The 24,794-nt window shown below is 71.3% G+C and carries 3 protein-coding genes; all 3 read left to right on the top strand.

Annotation, left to right across the window (positions count from 1 at the left end; all coding sequences use genetic code 11):
* A partial coding sequence (locus BST14_RS11690) for a non-ribosomal peptide synthase/polyketide synthase (RefSeq protein WP_083064642.1) occupies positions 1–21,017 on the top strand: 21,017 nt, incomplete at its 5' end.
* Positions 21,018–21,172: 155 nt separating this feature from the next.
* A complete protein-coding gene (locus BST14_RS11695; RefSeq protein ID WP_083064643.1) occupies positions 21,173–22,978 on the top strand; it encodes an N-acetylglutaminylglutamine amidotransferase in 1,806 nt (601 codons plus the stop codon).
* Complete coding sequence (ngg, locus tag BST14_RS11700; protein ID WP_083064644.1) at positions 22,975–24,768, top strand: N-acetylglutaminylglutamine synthetase; 1,794 nt, start codon at positions 22,975–22,977, stop codon at positions 24,766–24,768. Before BST14_RS11695 ends, ngg begins: the two co-directional genes overlap by 4 nt.
* Positions 24,769–24,794 lie beyond the last annotated feature (26 nt).

Raw genomic sequence — 24,794 nt, forward strand, 5'->3', positions numbered from 1 at the left:
ATGCGGTGGCGCTGACGTTTGAGGACCGGTCGTGGACGTATCGGGAACTCGACGAGGCGGCCAACCGGTTAGCGCACCTGCTGATTGAGCGCGGCGCGGGCCCGGGTGAGTTTGTCGCGCTGCTGTTTTCGCGGTGTGCTGAGGCGATCGTGGCGATCCTGGCGGTGCTCAAGTCCGGGGCGGCGTATCTGCCGATCGACCCCGCGCTGCCGACCGCGCGGGTGCAGTTCATGCTGACCGACGCCGCGCCGATGGCCGCGGTCACCACCGCCGAGCTGGCTGACAAGTTCGATGGCTTTGAGCTGATGGTCATCGACGTGGCCGACCCGGCGCTGGCGGCCCAGCCGAGCACCCCGCCGCCCGCGCCGGCGCCCACCGATCTGGCGCACGTCATCTACACCTCGGGCACCACCGGGGTGCCCAAAGGCGTGGCGGTCAGCCAACATAACGTCGCGCAGCTGTTCGATGACCTGCGGCTCGGTTTCGCCTTGTCGGCCGAACAGGTGTGGACCCAGTTCCACTCCTATGCGTTCGATTTCTCGGTGTGGGAGATCTGGGGTGCGCTGCTGCATGGCGGGCGCCTGGTGGTGGTGCCCGGCGCGGTGGCCCGCTCGCCCGAGGAGTTCCACGCCCTGCTGGTGTGCGAGGGCGTCACGGTGTTGACCCAGACTCCCTCGGCGGTGGGGCTGTTGCCCACCGACGGCCTGGACGGGACGGCGTTGGTGATCGGCGCCGAGCCCTGCCCGCCGGAGCTGGTCGACCGCTGGGCGCCCGACCGGGTGATGGTCAACGTGTACGGCCCCACCGAAACCACCATGTGGGCGTGCAAGAGTGCGCCGCTGGCGGCTGGGTCGGGATTCCCGCCGATCGGCTCACCGGTCACCCGTGCCGCCTTCTTCGTGCTCGACGAGTGGCTGCGCCCGGTGCCCGCCGGCGTGGTGGGCGAGCTGTATCTGGCCGGCGAAGGCGTCGGCGTCGGGTACTGGCGCCGCCCCGGGCTGACCGCAGCGCGGTTCATGGCTTGCCCGTTCGGCGAACCCGGCACCCGCATGTACCGCACCGGCGACCTGGTGTGCTGGGGCCCCGACGGGCAGTTGCGCTATCTGGGCCGCGCCGACGAGCAGGTCAAGATTCGCGGGTACCGGATCGAGCTCGGCGAAATCCAGGCGGCGCTCGCCGCGCTCGACGGGGTGGAGCAGGCGGTCGTCGTCGCCCGTGAGGACCGCCCCGGTGACAAGCGCCTGGTCGGTTATGTCACCGGCTCGGCGGACCCGGGCAAGGCACGCGCCGCGCTGGCCGAGCGGTTGCCGGGCTACATGGTCCCGGCCGCGGTGGTGGTGCTCGAATCGCTGCCGTTGACGGTCAACGGCAAACTCGATACCCGCGCGCTGCCCGCCCCGGACTATCGCAACGCCGATAACTATCGCCCGCCGAGCACCGCGGTCGAAGAGATCCTGGCCGGTATCTACGCCCAAGTCCTGGGGCTGTCCCGGGTCGGGGTCGACGACTCCTTCTTCGACCTAGGCGGCGATTCGCTCTCGGCGATGCGGGTGATCACCGCGATCAACACCAGCCTCGATATCCACCTTCCGGTGCGCGCCTTATTCGAGGCGCCCACCGTCGCGCGGCTGGCGCCGCGCATCGCCCGGAGCGCGGCCGGCCTGCAGCCGCTGATCGCCGGCGACCGGCCCCCGGTGGTCCCATTGTCGTTCGCGCAGAACCGGTTGTGGTTCATCGACCAATTCCAGGGCCCCTCACCGCTGTACAACATGGCGGCGGCGCTGCGGCTGCGCGGACGGCTCGACGCCGGGGCCCTGGGCGCGGCGCTGACGGACGTGGTGAGCCGCCACGAAAGCCTGCGCACCCTGTTCCCGGCGCACGAGGGAACGCCCCAACAGCTGGTGGTGCCCGTCGAGCGCGCCGACATCGGCTGGGACGTCATCGACGCCACTGCATACTCGGCGGACCAGCTGGACGACGCCATCAAATCGGCGACGCGCCATGCGTTCGACCTGGCTTCCGAAATCCCAATCCGCGCAAAGCTTTTCGCGGTCGCCGAGGACGAGCATGTCCTGGTGATCGTGGTGCATCACATCGCCGCGGACGGGTTGTCGCTCACGCCGCTGGGCGCCGACCTGAGTGTGGCCTACACCAGCCGGTCTGCCGGTCGGGCCCCCGGCTGGGCCGAATTGCCGGTGCAGTACGTCGATTACACGCTCTGGCAGCGTGCCCAGTTCGGCGACCTCGACGACAATTCCAGCCGCATCGGCAGCCAGCTGGCGTACTGGGAGGAAGCCCTGGCGGGAATGCCCGAGCGGCTGCAGCTGCCCACCGACCGGCCCTACCCGCCGGTGGCCGATCAGCGCGGCGACAGCGTGGTCGTCGACTGGCCAGCGGAGTTGCAGGAGCAGGTCCGCCGGCTGGCCCGCGAGCACAACGCGACCAGTTTCATGGTGGTGCAGGCCGCCCTGGCCGTGCTGCTGTCCAAGATCGGCGCGAGTTCCAATGTGGCCGTTGGCTTTCCGATCGCGGGACGGCGCGATCCCGCCCTCGACCAGTTAGTCGGCTTCTTCGTCAACACCTTGGTGCTGCGGATCGACCTGGCCGGTGACCCGAGCTTCACCGAACTGCTGGAGCGCGTGCAGGCGCGCAGCCTGGCGGCGTTCGAGCACCAAGACGTGCCGTTCGAGGTGCTGGTGGAGCGGGTGAATCCGGCCCGGAGCCTGACGCATCACCCGCTGGTGCAGGTGATGCTGGCCTGGCAGAACTTCGCCGGGCACGACGACCCCGCCGCCGGCCTGGCGCTGGGCGACCTCGAGGTCACGTCCATACCGGTGGAGGACCAGTCGGCCCGCATGGATTTAGTGTTCTCCCTGGCCGAGCGGTGGAGCCCGGCCGGTGAGGCGGCCGGGATCGGCGGGCGGGTGGAATTCCGCACCGACGTGTTCGACGCGGCCACGATCGAGACGCTGATCGCGCGGCTGCAGCGGGTGCTGACCGCGATGACCGCCGATCCCACGCACCCGGTGTCGTCGGTGGACCTGCTCGACGAGGCCGAGCACGCCCGCCTGGAAGAGCTGGGAAACGCAGCAATTTTGACCGGGCCGGGCGCCGCACCGGTGTCGGTGCCCGAACTGTTCGCCGCGCAGGTCGCCGCGGCGCCGACGGCCGTGGCGCTGGTGTGCGACGGCCTGTCGGTGACGTACCGCGAGCTAGACGAGGCGTCGAACCGGTTGGCGCATCACCTGGCGGCGCAGGGCGCCGGCCCGGGACAGACTGTCGCGCTGCTGTTTTCGCGGTCGGCCGAGGCGATCGCCGCCATCCTCGCGGTGCTCAAGACCGGGGCGGCCTACCTGCCCATCGATCCGTCGTCGCCCGACACCCGGATCGGGTTCATGCTCGGCGACGCCAAGCCGGTCGCCGCGATCACCACCGCCGACCTGGCCGGGCGGTTCGACGGACACGGCGTGACCGTCATCGACGTCAACGATCGGCGCATCGACGCCCTGCCCGAAACGAGTCTTCCGCTGCCCGGGCCCGACGGCGTCGCCTACCTGATCTACACGTCGGGCACCACCGGTGTCCCCAAAGGCGTTGCCATCACCCACCGCAACGTGACCCAGCTGCTGGGCTCGCTGGATGCCGGCCTGCCGGCCGCGGGCGTGTGGTCGCAATGCCACTCGCTGGCGTTCGACGTCTCGGTGTGGGAGATCTTCGGCGCGCTGCTGCGCGGCGGCCGGCTGGTCGTGGTGCCCGAATCGGTGGCACGGTCACCGCAGGACCTGCACGACGTCCTGGTCGCCCAGCACGTCAGCGTGTTGACCCAGACGCCGTCGGCGGTGGCGATGCTCTCGCCCGAGGGCCTCGAATCGGTGTCGCTGGTCATGGCGGGGGAGGCCTGCCCGGGCGAGGTGGTGGACCAATGGGCGCCCGGACGGGTGATGGTCAACGCCTACGGCCCGACCGAGACCACCATGTGCGTGACCATCAGCGCGCCCCTGGCGCCCGGGTCGGCGGCCGAGGGGCCGGTACCGATCGGGTCCCCGGTGCCCGGGGCGACGCTGTTCGTGCTCGACGATTCGCTGCGGCCGGTGCCGCCCGGCGTGGTCGGCGAGCTCTACGTCGCCGGATCCGGCGTGGCAGTGGGATATGTCGGCCGCCCCGGGCTGACCGCGTCGCGGTTCGTCGCCTGCCCGTTCGGCGGAACCGGGACGCGCATGTATCGCACCGGCGACCTGGTGCGCTGGGGTCCCGACGGGCAACTGCGGTGCTTCGGCCGCGCCGACGAGCAGGTCAAGGTTCGCGGCTACCGCATCGAGCTCGGCGAAATCCAGTCCGCGCTGGCCGGATTCGACGGCGTCGAGCAGGCCGTGGTGATCGCCCGCGAAGACCGCCCGGGTGATAAGCGCCTGGTCGGCTACATCACCGGCAGCGCCGACGCCGCTTCGGTGCGCGGCGCGCTGGCCGAACGGCTGCCCGCCTACATGGTCCCCGCCGCGGTGATGGCGCTCGAGGCGCTTCCGTTGACCCGCAACGGCAAACTGGACACCCGCGCCCTGCCGGCGCCCGAATACACCGCGGGCGAGTACCGCGCCCCAGAGACTCCCACCGAGGAGATTTTGGCCGGCATCTACGCCGAGATCCTGGGCGCCGAACGCGTCGGCATCGACGACTCCTTCTTCGATCTCGGCGGCGACAGCATCTCCGCCATGCGCCTGATCGCCGCGATCAACGCGAGCCTGGACGCCGACCTCGCCGTGCGGGTCGTGTTCGAGGCGCCCACCATCGCTGCGCTGGCACCCCGGCTCGGCGAGGGCGGCAGCGGGCTGGAGCCGTTGCGGGCCGGTGAGCGGCCCGCCGTCGTCCCGTTGTCGTTTGCGCAGAACCGGCTGTGGTTCCTCGATCAATTGCAGGGGCCCTCACCGGTTTACAACATGGCGGCCGCGCTGCGACTCGACGGCGCGCTTGACGCCGATGCGCTCGGCGCGGCGCTGGGCGACGTGGTGGCCCGCCACGAGAGCCTGCGCACCCTGTTCGCCGACCCCGAGGGAATGCCGCAGCAGGTGGTCATCCCGGCGGGTCAGGCCGATTTCGGCTGGGAGGTTGTCGACGCCGGGGCCTGGTCGGCGAGCCAGCTGGAGGAGGCGATCGGCGCCACCGCGCGCTACACGTTCGATCTGTCCTCCCAAATCCCGTTGTGCGCAGAGCTTTTCCGGCTCAGCGACTACCAGCACGTCCTGGTCGCCGTGGTGCACCACATCGCCGCCGACGGCATGTCCATCGCCCCGCTGGTGCGCGACCTCGGGGTGGCGTACACGAGCCGGGCCGCCGGCCGCGCCCCCGACTGGGCGCCGCTGCCGGTGCAGTACGTCGATTACACGCTGTGGCAGCGCGCTCAGTTCGGCGATCTCGACGACGGCAACAGCCGCATCGCCGCGCAGCTGGCCTACTGGGAAGACGCGCTGGCCGGGATGCCCGAACGGGTGCAGCTGCCCACCGACCGGCCCTACCCGCTGGTGGCCGACCAGCGCGGTGCCACCGTCGAAATCGATTGGCCCACGGAGCTGCAGCAGCGTGTCGGGGAGGTGGCTCGCCGCCACCAGGCCACCAGCTTTATGGTGCTGCAGACCGCGCTGACGGTGCTGCTGTCCAAGATCGGCGCGAATCCCGATGTGGCGGTGGGCTTTCCGATCGCCGGGCGGCGCGATCCGGCGCTCGACGAGCTGGTGGGGTTCTTCGTCAACACCCTGGTGCTGCGGGTCGATGTGGCCGGTGACCCCAGCTTCGCCGACGTGCTGTCCCAGGTGCGCCAGCGCAGCCTGGCCGCCTACGAGCACCAGGACGTGCCGTTCGAGGTGCTGGTTGAGCGGCTCAACCCGACCCGAAGCCTGACCCATCACCCCCTCGTCCAGGTGATGCTGGCCTGGCAGAACTTCGCCGGGCAGGACGCCGGCCCCGCCGCCGGGCTCGCCCTGGGCGACGTCGAGGTCACCCCGATTCCGGTGGACACCCAAACCGCCCGGATGGACCTGACCTTCTCGCTGGGCGAACGCTGGAACGAAGGCGGTGAACCCGCCGGCATCGGCGGAACCGTCGAATTCCGCACCGACGTGTTCGACGAGGACAGCATCCGGGCGCTGATCGACCGGCTGCAGCGAGTGCTGCTCGCGATGACCGCCGATCCCGCGCGCGCGTTGTCGTCGGTTGATCTGCTCGACAACATCGAACACGCCCGGCTGGACGCGTTCGGCAACCGCGCCGCGCTGAGCGGATCGGCGGCCGAAGCCGGTTCCATCCCCGCGCTGTTCGCCGCGCAGGTGGCCCGCACCCCGGACGCCGTGGCGCTGGTCTGCGACGGCCGCTCGCTGACCTACCGCGAACTGGACGAGGCGTCGAACCGGTTGGCGCACCTGCTGACCGGCCATGGCGCCGGTCCCGGACAGACTGTGGCCCTGCTGTTTTCGCGCTCGGCCGAGGCGATCGTGTCGATCCTGGCGGTGCTCAAGTCCGGCGCGGCCTACCTGCCGATCGACCCGGCGCTGCCCGAGGCGCGGATCGGGTTCGTGCTCACCGACGCGGCCCCGGTCGCCGCGATGACCACCGCCGCCCTGGCCGACCGGCTCGGTGGCCACGGCGTCAACGTCATCGATGTCAACGATCCCGCCGTCGACACCCGGCCCGCCACCGCGTTGCCGGCGCCGGCACCGGAGCACCTCGCTTACCTGATCTACACCTCGGGAACCACCGGTGTCCCCAAAGGCGTTGCCGTCACCCATCGCAACGTCACCCAGCTGCTGGCCGCCGAGGACTCGGGACTGCCGCGTTCGGGCGTGTGGTCGCAATGGCATTCGCTCGCGTTCGACGTCTCGGTGTGGGAGATCTTCGGCGCGTTGCTGCAGGGCGGCCGGCTCGTCGTGGTGCCCGAATCGGTGGCGCGCTCGCCGGAAGACCTGCACGCACTGCTGGTGGCCGAACGGGTCAGCGTGCTCAGCCAAACCCCGTCCGCGGCGGGCGCACTTTCACCGCAGGGATTGGAGTCGGTCACGTTGGTGGTGGCCGGCGAGGCCTGCCCGTCCGAACTGGTCGACCGCTGGGCGCCGGGACGCGCGATGATCAACGCCTACGGCCCGACCGAGGCCACGGTGTACGCGGCCGTCAGCGCACCGCTGGAGCCCGGCTCGCCCGGCGTGGTGCCGATCGGTTCCCCGGTGCCGGGCGCGGCGTCGTTCGTGCTCGACGAGTGGCTGCGGCCCGTACCGCCGGGCGTGATCGGCGAGCTGTACCTGGCCGGCGCGGGCGTGGCTTGCGGCTACTGGCAGCGGCCCGGCTTGACCGCGTCGCGCTTCGTGGCCTGCCCGTTCGGCGGGCCCGGATCGCGCATGTACCGTACCGGCGACCTGGTGCGCTGGCGCTCGGATGGCCAGCTGGACTATTTGGGTCGCGCCGACGAGCAGGTCAAGATCCGCGGCTACCGCATCGAACTCGGCGAGGTGCGCGCGGCGCTGGCCTGGGTGGACGGCGTCGAGCAGGCGGTCGTGGTGGCGCGCGAGGATCGGCCCGGCGACAAGCGGCTGGTCGGCTATGTCACCGGCACCGCCGACCCGGCCGCCGTGCGCGCTGCGCTGGCCGAGCGGTTGCCGGGCTACATGATCCCGACGGCCGTGGTGGTGATGCAGGCGCTGCCGCTCACCCCCAACGGCAAGCTCGACACCCGCGCCCTGCCGGCGCCGGAATACTCCGACGCCGACCGGTATCGCGCCCCCGACAACGCAATCGAAGAGATCCTGGCCGGAATCTACGCGCAGGTGCTCGGCCTCGAACGCGTCGGCGTCGACGACTCGTTCTTCGACCTTGGCGGCGACAGCATCTCGTCGATGCAGGTGGTGACGCGGGCGCGCGCGGCCGGCCTGGTGTGCAGGACGCGCGACATCTTCGTCGAGCAGACGGTGGCCCGGCTGGCGCGGGTGGCCGAAGTCCTCGACGCCGCAACCGCAGTGGCCGATGAGGGACTCGGGCCGGTCGAGGCCACCCCGATCATCCGCTGGCTGCAGGACGTCCAGAACGCCGGCGGTGACGTCGCCGCGTTCAACCAGACCATGCTGGTGCAGGCCCCCGCCGCGGTCACCGAGCCCGACGTCGTCACGGTGCTGCAGGTCCTGCTGGATCGCCACGCCATGCTGCGGCTGCGCGTCGACAACGACGCCGCCACCGGCTGGTCCCTGACGGTGCCCGAGCCCGGCTCGGTGGACGCCCGCGCGTGCCTGCACGCGGTGGACGAACTGTCCGACGCGGCGGTCGTCGAGGCGCGGTCGCGGCTGAACCCGGCCGCCGGGGTGATGCTGCGCGCGGTGTGGGCCAGCGCCACCCGTCAACTGGTGGTGATCGTTCATCACCTGGCCGTCGACGGCGTGTCATGGCGAATCCTGTTGCAGGACCTGAACATCGCCTGGGCCCAGCACCACGGCGGGCAGCCCGTGGCGCTGCCGGCCGTGGGCACCTCCTTCGCCCGGTGGTCGTCGCAGCTGGCCGAGCATGCGCACCACCCGGACGTGGTGAAGCTGGCCGACGCCTGGAAGCGGGTGGCGGCCACGCCGCCGGCGCTGCCCGCGGTGCGCCCCGACGTCGACACCTTCGCCACGGCCGGCCACCTCTCGATGGAGCTGGACGCCGAGACCACCGGCATGCTGCTCGGGGACGTGCCCGCGGCGTTCCACGCCGGCGTGCAAGACATTCTGCTGATCGCGTTCGCGCTGGCCTGCGCCGAATTCTCGGGCGGGCGCGGCGCGCCGATCGGCATTGACGTCGAAGGCCACGGGCGCCACGAGGAACTGGGCCGCGACGTCGACCTGTCGCACACGGTGGGCTGGTTCACCACCAAATACCCGGTATCCCTTGCGGTGCAAGGCATTTCATGGGCGCAGGTGGCCACCGGCGCCGACCCGCTGGGCGCGGTGCTCAAGGACGCCAAGGAGCAGCTGCGGGCCCTGCCCGACCCGCTGAGTTACGGGCTGCTGCGCTACCTGAACCCCGACGTCGACCTCGACGCACCCGAGCCGCCGATCGGCTTCAACTACCTGGGACGCCAGGGTGGCGTAGCAACCGGAAGAGCCGAGCTCACCGACGACATGTGGCGGCCCGACCCGAACGGCCGGACGGTCACCCGGGCGGCGACCGCCATACCGATGCCGCTGATGCACACCGTCGAGTTGAACGCGGTCACCGTCGATTCCGCGGCCGGACCGCAGCTGCACGCCAACTGGACCTGGGCGCCCTCGGCGCTGGGCGACGAGCAGATCACCAGGCTGGGCCGGTTGTGGTTCGAGGCCCTGGCCGGCATCTGCGCGCACGTGCGCTCCGGTGGCGGCGGCCTGACACCGTCCGACATCGCGCCGGCCCGGCTCAGCCAGCCGCAGATCGATCAGCTTGCGCGCCAACACAATATCGCCGACGTGTTGGCGCTGACCCCGGTCCAGCAGGGACTGCTCTTCCACGCCAACACCGCGCAGACGAGCGAGGACCTATACGCGGGCCAGCTGGACATCAGCATCGCCGGCCCGCTCGACCCCGACCGGCTGCGCGACGCCGTGCAGACGATGATCGGTCGGCATCCCAACCTGGTGGCCCGTTTCTGCGACGACTACGACGAGCCCGTCCAGATCATCCCGGCCGACCCCGTGGCGGCCTGGCAGTACGTCGAGTTGGACGGCGACTCCGACGCCGACGCCCAGATCCGGCGGCTGTGCGCGGCCGAGCGCGCCGCGGTCTGCGGTGATCTCGCCGACCAACCCGCCTTCCGGGTGGCGCTGCTGCGCACCGCATTCGAGCGCTACCGGCTGGTGCTGACCAACCACCACATCGTGCTCGACGGCTGGTCGATGCCGATCCTGTTGGGCGAGATCTTCGCCGGCTACTACGGCCAGCGCCTCCCGGCGGCGGCGCCCTACCGCGGGTTCGTCGACTGGCTGGCCGCGCGCGACGTCGACGCCGCCCGCGCCGCGTGGGCCGAGGTGTTCGCCGGCTTCGACAGCCCGACCCTGGTCGGCCCGCAGGACCGGGCCGAGCTCGGGCGCCAAAGCGTGGAGTCGTTCGCGCTGCCGGCCGAGCTCAGCCAGGCCGTCACCGACCTGGCCCGCTCCTGCCACACCACCGTCAACACGGTGCTGCAGGCCGCGTTCGCGCGGCTATTGTGCGCCCTGACCGGCCAAAGCGATGTCGTGTTCGGCACCACCGTGTCGGGCCGGCCCGCGGAGGTCGCGGGCGCGGAAAACATGGTCGGCCTGCTCATCAACACGGTGCCGGTGCGGGCGAACATCACCGCCACCACTACGACCGCCGAGCTGCTCGACCAATTGCAGGGCGCATACAACCACACGCTGGACCACCAGCACCTGGCGCTCAACGAGATCCACCGCATCACCGGCCAGGACCAGCTTTTCGACACGCTGTTCGCCTACGAGAACTATCCGATCGACGCCAGCGCATTGTCGGCCGACCACGAGCTGGCCGTCACCGACATCACCACCCGGGAATCCACCCACTACCCGCTGACCATGCAGGCCCAGCCCGGACGGGAGCTGCGCCTGCAGGTCGAATACGACACCGACGTCTTCGACGCGGCACGCATCGCGGCGCTGATCGAACGGCTGCAGCGGGTGCTGGTCGTGATGACCAGCGACCCGGCGCGGCGCCTGTCGTCGATCGACCTGCTCGACCCCGCCGAACACGACCGGCTGGACGGCTGGGCCGACCGTGCGGTGCTCACCCGGCCGGCCACGCCGACGTCGATCCCGGCGCTGTTCGCCGCGCAGGCCGCGCGCAGCCCCCGGGCCGCGGCGGTGACCTTCGAGGGCCGGTCCATGAGCTACCGAGAACTCGACGAGAAGTCGAACCGGTTGGCGCACTTGCTGACTGACCGCGGCGTAGGGCCGGGCGCGTCCGTGGCCCTGCTGTTCGGCCGCTCGGCCGACGCGATCGTGGCCATCCTGGCGGTGCTCAAAACCGGCGCCGCCTACCTGCCGATCGACCCCGCGCTGCCGGCGGCCCGCATCGACTTCATGCTCACCGACACCGCGCCGATGGCCGCGATCACCGTCGCCGCGCTGGCGGACAAGCTGGGTGGCCACGACCTGCCCGTCATCGACATCAACGATCGCGCCGTAGCCCGCCAGCCCCGCACCGCCCTCCCGGCACCGGCGCCCGAACACGTCGCCCACATCATCTACACCTCGGGCACCACCGGGGCGCCCAAGGGCGTGGCCGTCAGCCATCACCACGTGACCCGGATGTTCGAGGCGCGGGCCGTCGGCGTCGAGCTGTCCGCAGAGCAGGTGTGGACCCAGTTCCACTCGTACGCCTTCGACTATTCGGTGTGGGAGATCTGGGGCGCGCTGCTGCACGGCGGGCGGCTGGTGGTGGTCCCCGATTCGGTGGCCCGCTCACCCATGGATTTCCACGCTTTGCTGGTCGCAGAGAAGGTAACCGTGTTGAGCCAGACCCCGTCGGCCGTGCGGATGCTGTCGCCGCAGGGCCTTCAGGACGCGGCCCTGGTGATCGGCGCCGAGCCGTGCCCGCCCGAGCTGGTGGACCGCTGGGCGCTGGGCCGAACGATGGTCAACGTGTACGGCCCGACCGAGGCCACGATCTTCTCGTCGATGAGCGCGCCGTTGACGCCCGGATCGGGCGCGCCCCCGATCGGCTCGTCGGTGCCCGGCACGGCGCTGTTCGTCCTGGACGGCTGGCTGCGCCCGGTGACGGCCGGGGTGGTCGGCGAGCTCTATGTCGCCGGTCGCGGCGTCGGATACGGGTACGTGCGCCGGGCCGGGCTGACCGCGACCCGGTTCGTGGCCTGCCCCTTCGGTGAACCCGGTGCGCGCATGTACCGCAGCGGCGACCTGGTCCGCTGGGGCCCGGACGGGCAGCTGCAGTACTTCGGTCGCGCCGACGAGCAGGTCAAGATCCGCGGCTACCGCATCGAACTCGGCGAGGTGCGCTCGGCGCTGGCCGCACTGGACGGCGTCGATCAGGCGGTCGTCATCGCGCGCGAGGACCGGCCCGGTGACAAGCGCCTCGTCGGCTACATCACCGGCGCCGCGGATCCCGCCGAGGCCCGCGCGCAGCTGGCCGAGCGGCTGCCGGCCTACATGGTCCCGGTGGCGGTGGTGGTGCTCGACGCGCTGCCGATGACCCTCAACGGCAAGCTCGACATCCGCGCCCTGCCGGCACCGGAATACTCCGCGGCCGGATATCGCTCGCCAACCACACCCACCGAGGAGATCCTGGCCGGCATCTACGCCCACGTCCTCGGAGTCGAGCGCGTCGGCGTCGACGACTCCTTCTTCGACCTGGGCGGCGACAGCATCTCGGCGATGCGGGTGATCGCGGCGGTCAACAGCGCCATGGACGTCGGCGTCCCGGTGCGCGTCATCTTCGAATCGCCCACCGTCGCCCAGCTGGCGCCGCGCATCGGCGAGGACACCGGCCGGCTCGACCCGCTGGTGGCGGGCGAGCGTCCCGCCGTGGTCCCGCTGTCCTTCGCGCAGAGCCGGCTGTGGTTCCTCGACCAGCTGCAGGGACCGTCCCCGGTCTACAACATGGCGGCGGCGATGCGGATGCATGGACGCCTCGACGTCCCGGCGTTGCGGACGGCGCTGGCCGACGTGGTGGCCCGCCACGAGAGTCTGCGCACGGTATTCGCCGTGACCGGGGAAACACCCCAGCAGGTCGTGATCCCGGTCGAGCAAGCCGACCTGGGCTGGCGGACCGTGAACGCCCACAGCTGGTCGGCGAGCCGGCTGCGCGAGGCGATCGACGCCGCGGCCCGCGAAACATTCGACCTCGCCGGCCAGATCCCGTTGCGCGCATCCCTGTTCCGCGTCGCCGACGACGAATACGTGCTGGTGGCCGTGGTGCACCACATCGCCGCGGACGGCTGGTCGCTGCGGCCGCTGGTGCGTGACCTGAGCGTGGCGTACGCCAGCCGCTGCGCCGGGCGGGCCCCCGACTGGGAGCCGCTGGCGGTGCAGTACGTCGACTACACGCTGTGGCAGCGCGCCCAATTCGGCGAACTGACCGACAGCGGCAGCCGCATCGCCGCGCAGCTGGCCTACTGGCAGGACGCGTTAGCCGGCATCCCGGAGCGGTTGCAGCTGCCCACCGACCGGCCCTACCCGCAGATCGCCGATCAGCGCGGGGCGGCCGTCGCGGTCGACTGGCCGGCCGACCTGCAGCAGCAGGTCGCCGGGCTGGCCCGTGAGTACAACTCGACCAGCTTCATGGTGGTGCAGGCCGCGCTGGCCGTGCTGCTGTCGAAGATCAGCGCCAGCACCGACGTGGCGGTCGGCTTCCCGATCGCCGGCCGGCGCGACCCCGCGCTCGACGACCTGGTCGGGTTCTTCGTCAACACCCTGGTGCTGCGGGTCGACCTGGCCGGCGACCCGAGCTTCACCGAGCTGCTGGCCCGGGTCCGCACCCGCAGCCTGGAGGCCTTCGAACACCAGGACGTGCCGTTCGAGGTGCTGGTCGAGCGCGTCAACCCGACCCGAAGCCTGACGCACCACCCGCTGGTGCAGGTGATGCTGGCCTGGCAGAACTTCGCCGGGCAGGACAGCGACCCCAGCGCCGCGCTGACCCTGGGCGACGTGCAGGTGACCTCCATTCCGCTGGACACCCAGGTCGCCCGCATGGACCTGGTGTTCTCCCTGGCCGAACGCTGGGGCGAGGACAACGCGCCCGCCGGGATCGGCGGGCGGGTGGAGTTCCGCACCGACGTGTTCGACGCGGCCACCATCGAGACGCTGATCGCGCGCTTGCAGCGGGTCCTAGAGGCGGTGACGGCCGATCCCACCCGCGCGCTGTCGACGGTGGACCTGCTGGACCGGCGCGAACACGCCCGCCTGGACGCCCTGGGCAACCGCGCGGTGCTGACCGCACCCGCGACCACCGACGCCTCGATCCCGGCGCTGTTCGCCGCGCAGGCGGAGCGCACCCCGGACGCGTTGGCGCTGCGCTGCGACGGCCGCTCGTGGACCTATCGCGAGCTGGACGAGGCCGCCAACCGGCTGGCCCACCGGCTCACCGGCTTCGGCGTCGGCCGCGGTGAGCGGGTGGCGCTGCTGTTCGGCCGGTCGGGCGAGGCGATCGTGGCGATCCTGGCGGTGCTCAAGACCGGGGCGGCCTACCTGCCGATCGACCCGGGGCTGCCGGCGGAGCGAATCGGATTCATGCTCGCCGACGCCGCACCCATGGTCGCGATCACCACCGCCGAGCTGGCCGAGCGGCTGTACGGCCAGCACGTCGCCGTCATCGACGTCGGTGACATCGGGGACCCGGCCGTGCACACCCAGCCGTCGACCCCCTTGCCGACGCCGAGCGCCGACGACATCGCCTACCTGATCTACACCTCGGGGACTACGGGTGTCCCGAAAGGCGTTGCGGTCACGCACGGCAACGTCGCCGGGCTCTTGGCGTCCGGTGATTCCGGCCTGCCGCGCGAGGGCGTCTGGTCGCAATGGCACTCGCTGGCCTTCGACGTCTCGGTGTGGGAGATCTTCGGCGCGCTGCTGCAGGGCGGCCGCCTGGTGGTGATCCCCGACTCGGTGGTTCGGTCGCCGGACGACTTCCACGCGTTGCTGGTCGCCGAACAGGTCAGCGTGATCAGCCAGACCCCCTCGGCGGCGGACATGCTGTCGCCCGAGGGGCTGGACTCCGCGGCGCTGGTGGTGGCCGGCGAGGCCTGCCCGACCGAGCTGGTCGACCGGTGGGCGCCGGGACGCGCGATGATCAACGCCTACGGCCCCACCGAGGCGACGGTGTATGCCGCGGTCAGCGCCCCGCTCCAAGCCGGATCGCCTGTCGTGCCCATCGGTTCCCCGGTGCCGGCGGCCGGGCTGTCCGTGCTCGACGAATCCCTGCGGCCGGTGCTGCCCGGCGTCATCGGCGAGCTGTACGTCGCCGGTGGCGGCGTCGCCGTCGGCTACTGGCGCCGCGCCGAGCTGACCGCGTCGCGCTTCGTGGCCTGCCCGTTCGGGGCGCCCGGATCGCGCATGTACCGCACCGGCGACCTGGTCCGCTGGGGCGCCGACGGCCAGCTGCAATACCTGGGTCGCGCCGACGAGCAGGTCAAGATCCGCGGTTACCGCATCGAACTCGGCGAGGTGCGCTCGGCGCTGGCCGCACTGGACGGCGTGGAGCAGGCCGCGGTGATCGCGCGCGAGGACCGGCCGGGAGACAAGCGCCTGGTCGGTTACGTCACCGGGGGAGCGGACCCGATCGAGGTGCGCGCGCGGGCGGCCGATCGCCTGCCGGCGTACATGGTCCCGGCGGCCGTCGTGGCGCTCGAGGCGCTGCCGCTGACGCCGAACGGCAAGCTCGACGTCCGGGCCCTGCCCTCACCCGAATACCGCGACGTCGAGACCTATCGCGCCCCGGGCACGCCGGTCGAGGAGGCCTTGGCCGGTATCTACGCCCAGGTCCTGGGCGTCGACCGGGTCGGCGTCGACGATTCCTTCTTCGACCTCGGTGGGGACAGCATCTCCTCGATGCAGGTGGTGACCCGCGCCCGGGCCGCCGGCCTGGCGCTGCGCACCCGCGATATCTTCACCGAGCAGACCGTCGCGCGGCTGGCCCGGGTGGCCGGTGTCGCCGACGCCGAGCACGGCGTCCTCGACGAGGGCGTCGGCGAGGTCGCCGCCACACCGATCATCCGCTGGCTGCGCAGCGTGCACGGTCCGGTCGATCAGTTCAACCAGACGATGGTCCTACAGGCGCCCGCCGGTGTCACCGAGGCCGACGTGGTGGCGGTATTGCAGGCCCTGCTCGACAGGCACGCCATGCTGCGGCTGCGCGTCGACGGCGCGGACCAGGGAGCCGGCGAATGGTCGCTGCAGGTGCCCGAGCCGGGGTCGGTCGATGCCGCCCAGCGGGTGCACGCCGTCGACGAGCTGTCGGACGCGGCGATCATCGATGCGCGGTCGCGGTTGAACCCGGCCGCCGGGGTGATGCTCAGCGCGCTGTGGGTGACCTCCACGCGTCAGCTGGTGCTGATCATCCACCACCTGGCCGTCGACGGCGTCTCCTGGCGGGTGCTGCTGGAGGACCTCAACATCGCCTGGGGCCAGCATCACCACGGCCAGCCCGTCGCGCTGCCCGCCGGCGGCACCTCGTTCGCCCGATGGGCCACGCTGCTGGCCGAGCACGCGCAGTCACCGGGCGTTGTCCAGCACGCAGAGGCCTGGCGGCAAATAGCCTCGACCCCGTCCGCCCTGCCGGCGGTGCGGCCCGGGGTCGACACCTACCAGAACGCCGAGACCATGTCGGTGACGCTGGACGCGACGACCACCCGCACGCTGCTCGGCGAGGCGCCGGCGGCATTCCACGCCGGCGTCAACGACATCCTGCTGATCGGGTTCGCCCTGGCCTGGGCCGAGTTCCTGGGTGGCGATCTTGCCGACGGCGCCGCCATCGGCATCGACGTCGAAGGCCACGGCCGCCACGAGGAACTGGCCGCCGGTGTGGATTTGTCGCGCACCGTGGGGTGGTTCACCACCAAGTACCCGGTGGCTTTGGGCGTCGCGGGGCGGGTCGGCGGGCTGTCCTGGTCGCAGGTCACCTCCGGCGCGCCGATCTTGGGCGCGCTGGTCAAGGACGCCAAGGAGCAACTGCGCGCGCTGCCGGATCCGCTCACCTACGGGTTGCTGCGCTACCTGAACAGTGAGGTGGACCTGGACGGCGCCGATCCGACGATCGGGTTCAACTACCTGGGCCGGCTGGGCGGCGCGGCGGCCGAGCTTTCCGACGAGCTATGGCGAATCAGCCCGGACGGGTCGTCGGCCACCGCCGTCAGCACCGCGGTGCCGATGCCGCTGATGCACACCGTCGGCCTGAACGCCGGCACCATGGACACCGCGGACGGCCCGCAGCTGCACGCCAACTGGACCTGGGCGCGCTCGGCGCTGGACCGCGATCAGGTCACCCGCCTGAGCCAATTGTGGTTCGAGGCCCTGGCCGGCATCTGCGCGCACGTGCGCCACGGCGGCGGCGGCCTGACCCCGTCGGACATCCTGCCCGCGCGACTGGACCAGCAGCAGATCGAGCAGCTCGAGCGGCGCCAGCGGATCGCCGACGTGCTGCCGCTCACCCCCCTGCAGGAGGGGCTGCTCTTCCACGCGGGCTCCAGGCGGGACGACGAAGACCACCTGTACGTGGTGCAGCTGGACCTCGCCCTGACCGGCCCGCTCGACGCGGACCGGCTGCGCGATGCCATGCACACCGTGGTCAGCCGCCATCCGCACCTGGTGGCCCGCTTCTGCGACCAGTTCGACGAGCCGGTGCAGATCATCCCGGCCAATCCGGCGCTGGCCTGGCGCTACCTCGAGATCAGGCCCAACGGCAGCGAGCCCGAAGAGCAGATCCGCCGGCTGTGCGCGGCCGAGCGCGCCGCGGTCTACGACCTTGCCGATCAACCGGCGGTCCGCGCCGCGCTGATCGGCACGGGCGACGACCGGCACCGGCTGGTGCTCACCATCCACCACATCGTGCTCGACGGCTGGTCGGTGCCGATCCTGCTGAACGAAACATTCGCCTGCTATACCGGCCAGCGGCTGCCGGCGCCGGCGCCGTACCGCCGGTTCGTCTCCTGGCTGGCCGAGCGCGACCTCGGCGCCGCCCGGGCGGCGTGGCGCGAGGTGCTGGACGGCTTCGACACCCCGACGCTGGTCGGGCCGCCGCAGCAGCGGGAATCCGGTGGCCGCGGCCTGCGGTCGTTCGCGCTGTCCGAGGGCACCACCCGGGCCCTGGGCGAACTGGCCCGCGCCGGCCACACCACCGTCAGCACCGTGCTGCAGGCCGGGTGGGCGCAGCTGCTGGCCTGGCTGACCGGACAGCACGATGTCGCCTTCGGCACCACGGTGTCGGGCCGGCCCGCGGAGGTCGTCGGCGCAGAATCGATGGTGGGTCTGATGATCAACACCGTGCCGGTGCGCGCCCGCATGACGGCGGCGACCACCACGGCCGAGCTGCTCGACCACATGCAGCGCGCCCACGCCGACACGCTCGATCACCAGCACCTGGCGCTGAGCGAGATCCACCGGATCACCGGGCACGAGCGGCTCTTCGACACCCTGTTCGCCTACGAGAACTATCCGCTGGACACCTCGGCGTTCAGCGTCGACCACGAACTGGCGATCGCCGACGTCAACATGTTCGAGCGCAACCACTACCCGCTGACGATGCAGGCCGCGATGTCCGGCCAGGAAATCGGCCTGCGGGTGGAGTACGACACCGGCGTCCTCGACACGCAGACCATCGACGCGCTGCGCGACCGGCTGGAGCGGGTGCTGCTCGCGATGGCCGCCGACCCGAACCGGCCGCTCTCGTCGGTGGACCTGCTCGGCGCGCCGGAGCGCACCCGCCTGGACGAGATCGGCAACCGGTCGGCACTGGCCCGGCCGCGGTTCGCGCTGCCGTCGATTCCCGCGCTGTTCGACGCGCAGGTCGCGGATCGGCCCGACGCCGCGGCGATCAGCTGGGGTGACACGTCGATGACCTATCGCGAACTCGACGAGGCCGCCAACCGGCTGGCGCGCATGCTCGCCGAGCAGGGCGCGGGACCCCGAAAGTCTGTCGCGCTGCTGTTCTCGCGGTCGGCGCAGGCGATCGTGGCCATCCTGGCGGTGCTCAAGACGGGAGCGGCGTATCTGCCGATCGACCCGGCGGCGCCGGGCACCCGGATCCGCTTCATGCTCGAGGACGCAGCGCCGGTCGCCGCCGTCACCACTGCGGGCCTGCGGTCGCGGCTGAATGGCAGCCACCTGACGGTCATCGATATCGAGGACCCCCGGATCGAGGACCAGTCGGCCACGCCGCTACCGCCAGTCGCGGCCGACGGCATCGCCTACGTCATCTACACGTCGGGCACCACCGGTGTCCCCAAGGGCGTGGCGATCACCCACCGCAACGTGACCCAGCTGCTGGTATCCCTCGATGCGGGCCTGCCGCGGGTGGGCGTGTGGACGCAGAGCCACTCGTACGCCTTCGACGTGTCGGTCTGGGAGATCTTCGGCGCGCTGCTGCGCGGCGGCCGACTGGTCGTTGTGCCCGAGTCGGTGGTCCGCTCGCCGAAGGACTTCCACGCCCTGCTCGTCGACGCGGAGGTCACCGTGCTGACTCAGACCCCGTCGGCGGCGGCGATGCTGTCGCCGCAGGGGCTGGAGTCGGTGGCGCTGGCGGTGGTGGGTGAGGCCTGCCCGGCCGAGGTGGTGGATCGGTGGGCGCCAGGTCGGGTGATGGTCAACGCGTACGGCCCGACCGAGACCACGATGTGTGTGGCGATCAGCGCCCCGCTCACGCGGGGATCCGGGACACCGCCGATCGGTCTGCCGGTGGACGGCGCGGCCCTGTTCGTGCTCGACCCGTGGTTGCGACCGGTGCCCGAGGGGGTCGTCGGCGAGCTGTATGCGGCCGGCGACGGGGTGGCCGCCGGGTATGTGGGCCGGTCCGGGCTGACGGCGTCGCGGTTCGTGGCCTGCCCGTTCGGGACACCCGGGGCGCGCATGTACCGCACCGGGGACCTCGTCTGCTGGGGCCCCGACGGCCAGCTGCGCTACCTGGGCCGCGCCGACGAGCAGGTCAAGATCCGCGGCTACCGCATCGAGCTCGGCGAGGTCCAGGCCGCGCTGGCCGCCCTGGACGATGTCGAGCGGGCCGTGGTGATCGCCCGCGAGGACCAGCCGGGCGTCAAGCGGCTGGCGGGCTACATCACCGGAACGGCCGACCCGAACGAGGCGCGCGCCGCGCTGGCCGAGCGGTTGCCGGTCTACATGGTGCCGGCCGCGGTGGTGGCCCTCGACGCGCTCCCGTTGACCCCCAACGGCAAACTCGACGTCCGCGCTCTGCCGGCGGCGCAGTACTCCGGCAGCGGATACCGGGCCCCGTCCACCGCCACCGAACAGGCCGTCGCCGACAGCTACGCCCAGGTGCTCGGCGTGGAGCGGGTGGGCGTCGACGACTCCTTCTTCGACCTGGGCGGCGACAGCATCTCGGCGATGCGCGTGGTGGCCGCGATCAATGCCAGCCTGGGCGTCGAACTGGCGGTACGCGCCTTGTTCGACGCGCCCACCGTCAGGGCTTTGAGCCAGCGGCTGCAGACCGCGGCGACCGACGGCGACGACGTCGTCCCGGTGCAGACCCTTCGCGAGGGTTCCGGGGTGCCGTTGTTCTGCATCCACCCGGCCGGCGGGGTGAGCTGGCCGTACCAGGTGCTCGGCACGTACCTGGACCGCCCGATCTTCGGCATCCAGCAAATCCCACCGGCCGACGGATCCGTGCCGCGGTCCGTTCGCGAATTGGCCGAGGTGTACGCCGACCGGATTCAAGACGTCCATCCCGACGGGCCCTACCACCTCCTGGGCTGGTCATTCGGCGGGATCGTCGCCCACGAGATCGCGATCGAGCTGCAGCGCCGCGGGCGCGCGGTCGGGCGCCTGATCCTGCTCGACGCGCAACCCAGCATCGACGACGGGATCGCCCTGCCGGAGCACGCCCTGGGCGAGCAGCAGGTGCTCGACGACGTCCTGCGGGCCTACAACATCAGCGTCGACGCGCAAACCGGGCCACCCACCGACGAGCAGCTGGCCGCACTGCTGCGCGAATCGGGGGTGCCCGACATGTCGCGGCACCGATGGCTCGTCGACCTGCTGGCCGCCAACCTCAACGACAACATCGAGCTCTACCGGCTACACGAGCCCCGGCTGTTCGACGGTGACATCTGCGTGTTCTCCGCCGTGCGGGACCAAAGCGATCGCAGTTCCGTGCTGGCCCGATCCTGGGAGCCCCACGCCTCGGGTGACGTCCTCACATACGCGGTGGACTGCACGCACAGCGAGATGCTGTCCGCCGATTCGGTCGAAAGGTACGGGCAACAACTCGGACAGCTGCTGCGCGCGGAACTGCGCCGCGAACTGGCCCCGCACGAGCGGTTCGCCACGGCGGCCGGCGACGACGAGGCGCCCCCCAAGTCATGACCGGTCTCGTCGCTCCGTCGCGACGGTGCATCCAGTTCACATCTGCGTCGATCACGGTGATCACGACGGGTCGGCCGCGGCCGTAGGTGGCCCGTTGCAGCGCTTGTCGCGGAGCACACGCGCGCTGCGCTCCCGGCGACGGTAGGGTCGAAGACGTGTGCGGAGTCACCGGGGAGGTCCGACTCGACGGGCAGGCGCCCGATGTAGCGACGGTCTCAGCGATGGCCGCGGTGCTGGGACCACGGGGCCCGGACGCGAGCGGCGCCTGGTCGCAGGGCCGGGTCGCGCTCGGCCATCGTCGCCTGAAAATCATCGACCTGACCGAAGCCGGCGCGCAGCCGATGGTGGACTCGGAGCTGGGCCTGTCGTTGGCCTGGAACGGCTGCATCTACAACTACAAGGAGTTGCGCCGAGAGCTCAGCGGGTACGGTTACCGCTTCTTCTCGCACAGCGACACCGAAGTGTTGATCAAGGCCTACCACCGGTGGGGCGATGACTTCGTCAGCCATCTGTTCGGCATGTTCGCCTTCGCCGTCGTCGAACGTGACAGCGGGCGGGTGCTGCTCGGGCGCGACCGGCTGGGCATCAAGCCGCTGTACCTGACCGAGGACGCTCACCGGGTCCGGTTCGCGTCGACGTTGCCGGCCCTGCTGGCCGGCGGTGGGGTGGACACCCGGATCGACCCGGTCGCCCTGCACCACTACCTGAGCTTCCACTCGGTGGTGCCCGCGCCGAACACGATCCTGCGCGGCGTCCGCAAGGTGCCGCCCGCCTCGCTGGTCGCCATCGAGCCCGACGGCAGGCGCACCGTCACGACCTACTGGGCGCCCGACTTCACCCGGCACGCCGACCGCGCGGATTGGTCCGAGCGCGACTGGGAAGACGCCGTGCTGTCCACGCTGCGATTGGCGGTCGAACGCCGCCTGGTCGCCGACGTGCCGGTCGGTTGCCTGCTGTCCGGCGGCGTTGACTCGAGCCTGATCGTCGGTCTGCTGGCCGAGGCCGGCCAGCACGGGTTGTCGACCTTCTCCATCGGCTTCGAGTCCGCGGGCGGCGTCAAGGGCGACGAATTCCAGTACTCCGACATCGTCGCCCAGCGCTTCGAGACCGACCATCACCAGATCCGCATCGAGACCGATCGGATGCTGCCCGCGCTGGACGGGGCGATCGGCGCGATGAGCGAGCCGATGGTCAGCCACGACTGCGTCGCCTTCTATCTGCTCAGCCAAGAAGTGGCGCGGCACGTGAAAGTCGTGCAGTCCGGCCAGGGCGCCGACGAGGTGTTCGCCGGCTACCACTGGTATCCGCCGATGGGCGATCCGGCCGCCGCCACGCTGGACGGCGCCGTCGCCCAGTACCGCGGCGCCTTCTTCGACCGCGACGCGGCCGGCGTGCGGGCGCTGATCGGATCGGGCGCCGCCGCGCCCGGCGACCCCAGCCTGCGGTTCGTCACCGAGCACTTCGCGCAGGCCGGCGCCGAAACCGGGATCGACCGCGCGCTGCGGCTCGACACGACGGTGATGCTGATCGACGATCCGGTGAAGCGGGTGGACAACATGACGATGGCGTGGGGGCTGGAGGGCCGGGTTCCGTTCCTCGACCACGAGTTGGTCGAGCTGGCCGCGACCTGCCCGCCGGAGCTCAAGATCGCCCACGAAGGCAAGGGCGTGCTGAAACAGGCTGCGCGGCGGGTGATTCCGTCGGAGGTCATCGACCGCCCCAAGGGCTACTTCCCGGTCCCGGCGCTGACTCACCTCGAGGGCCCCTACCTCGACATGGTCCGCGACGCTCTCTACGCGCCCACCGCCAAGGAACGCGGCCTGTTCAACACCGACGCGGTCGACGCGCTGCTGGCCAACCCCAACGGCAAGCTGACCCCGCTGCGCGGCAACGAGCTCTGGCAGATCGCGCTGCTCGAGCTGTGGCTGCAGCGCCACGGTGTCACCGGCCCGGTCGCATGACCACGGTCGATCCGTCCGGCAGCGACCACACCGAGGCGATCACCCTCGGTCTGCACGACGCGTCGCCGCCGGAGCTGGTGGATGCGATGGCCAAGGATGTCGAGCTCGAATTGGGTTGGGGCCGGCTGATTTTCGGGCAGACCTTCGCCAATTCCCAGGAGCTGGTCGAGGCCCTGCGCCGTGAGGGGCCCGGCCGGCGCGACATCTGCATCTACGCCCGCGAATCGCACGTGGTGGTCGCCGAGGCGCCCACCGAGCTCTTCATCGACCCCAGCCACACCTACCGGCTGCGTTTCACGCCGCAGACCAAAAACCTCGCGCCGGCGCCGCTGGGGGTGACGGTGCGCACGCTCAACGACCCGATCGACGCCGACGCTATGAACCGCGTCTACGTGCGCTGCGGCATGGTCCCCGCCGGGGTCGACGTGATCTGGCACAACCACCTGAACGTGCCGGCGGTGAAGTACCTGCTCGCGGTGCGGGACGAGGACGGCGCGGTGGTCGGCACCGTGACCGGCGTCGATCACCAGGTGTTGTTCGACGACCCGGAGGAAGGGTCGAGTTTGTGGACCCTGGCGGTCGATCCGGCGGCCGGGCTGCCCGGCGTCGGCGGCGCCCTCACCAAGGCGCTCGCCGAGCACTTCCGCAGCGCCGGCCGCGCCTACATGGATCTGTCGGTGGCGCACGACAACGCCGCCGCCATCGGCCTGTACGAGAAGCTGGGTTTCCGCCGCGTGCCGGTGCTGGCGATCAAGCGCAAGAACGCGATCAACGAGCCGCTGTTCAGCCCGCCGCCCGAGACGATCGACGACCTCAACCCCTATGCCCGGATCATCGCCGACGAGGCGCTGCGCCGGGGGATCTGGGTCGAGGTGCTCGACGCCGAGACCGGCGAGATGCGCCTGACCCACGGCGGCCGCAGCGTCATCACCCGTGAGTCGCTGTCCGAGTACACCTCGGCGGTGGCGATGTGCCGGTGTGACGACAAGCGGTTGACGCGGCGCCTGGTCTCCGAGGCCGGCATCACCGTGCCGCGGGCGCGGCTGGCCACCTTCGACGAGAGCGATTTCGCCTTCCTCAAGGAGGTCGGCGAGGTCGTCGTCAAACCGACGCGCGGCGAGCAGGGCAAAGGCATCACCGTCGGGGTGGTGCCGGACAACGGCCCCGACGACCTCAGCTCCGCCCTGGCGCGGGCCCGCCAGCAGTACCCGGACGTGCTGATCGAACAGCGGGTCTCCGGCGACGACCTTCGGCTGGTGGTGATCGACGGCCGCGTGGTGGCCGCCGCGCTGCGGATGCCGCCCGAGATCATCGGCACGGGGGAGCACAGCGTGCGGGACCTGATCGCGGCCGAAAGCCGGCGGCGCTCGGCGGCCACCGGCGGCGAGTCCCGCATCCCGCTCGACGACCTCACCGAGTCGACCGTCGCCGAGGCCGGGTGGACGCTCGACGACGTGCTGCCGCAGGGGACTCGGCTGCGGGTTCGCCGCACCGCCAACCTGCATCAGGGCGGCACCATCCACGACGTCACCGCCCAGGTGAACAGCGAACTGTGCCGCGTGGCGGTGACGGCCGCCGAGGCGATCGGCATCCCGGTGACCGGCATCGACCTCTTGGTGCCCGACGTCACCGGCGCCGAGTACGCGTTCATCGAAGCCAACGAGCGCCCGGGCCTGGCCAACCACGAGCCCCAGCCCACCGCCGCGGCCTTCATCGACTTCCTCTTCCCCGGGCACCCCGGCCAGCCGCAGGCCTGGACCCCCGAGGAGTCCCGCTTCGATCGCGGCTGACGCCGCCGTTTCCATAGCGCGAGCAG

Source organism: Mycobacterium arosiense ATCC BAA-1401 = DSM 45069, from assembly GCF_002086125.1.
GTDB lineage: Bacteria > Actinomycetota > Actinomycetes > Mycobacteriales > Mycobacteriaceae > Mycobacterium > Mycobacterium arosiense.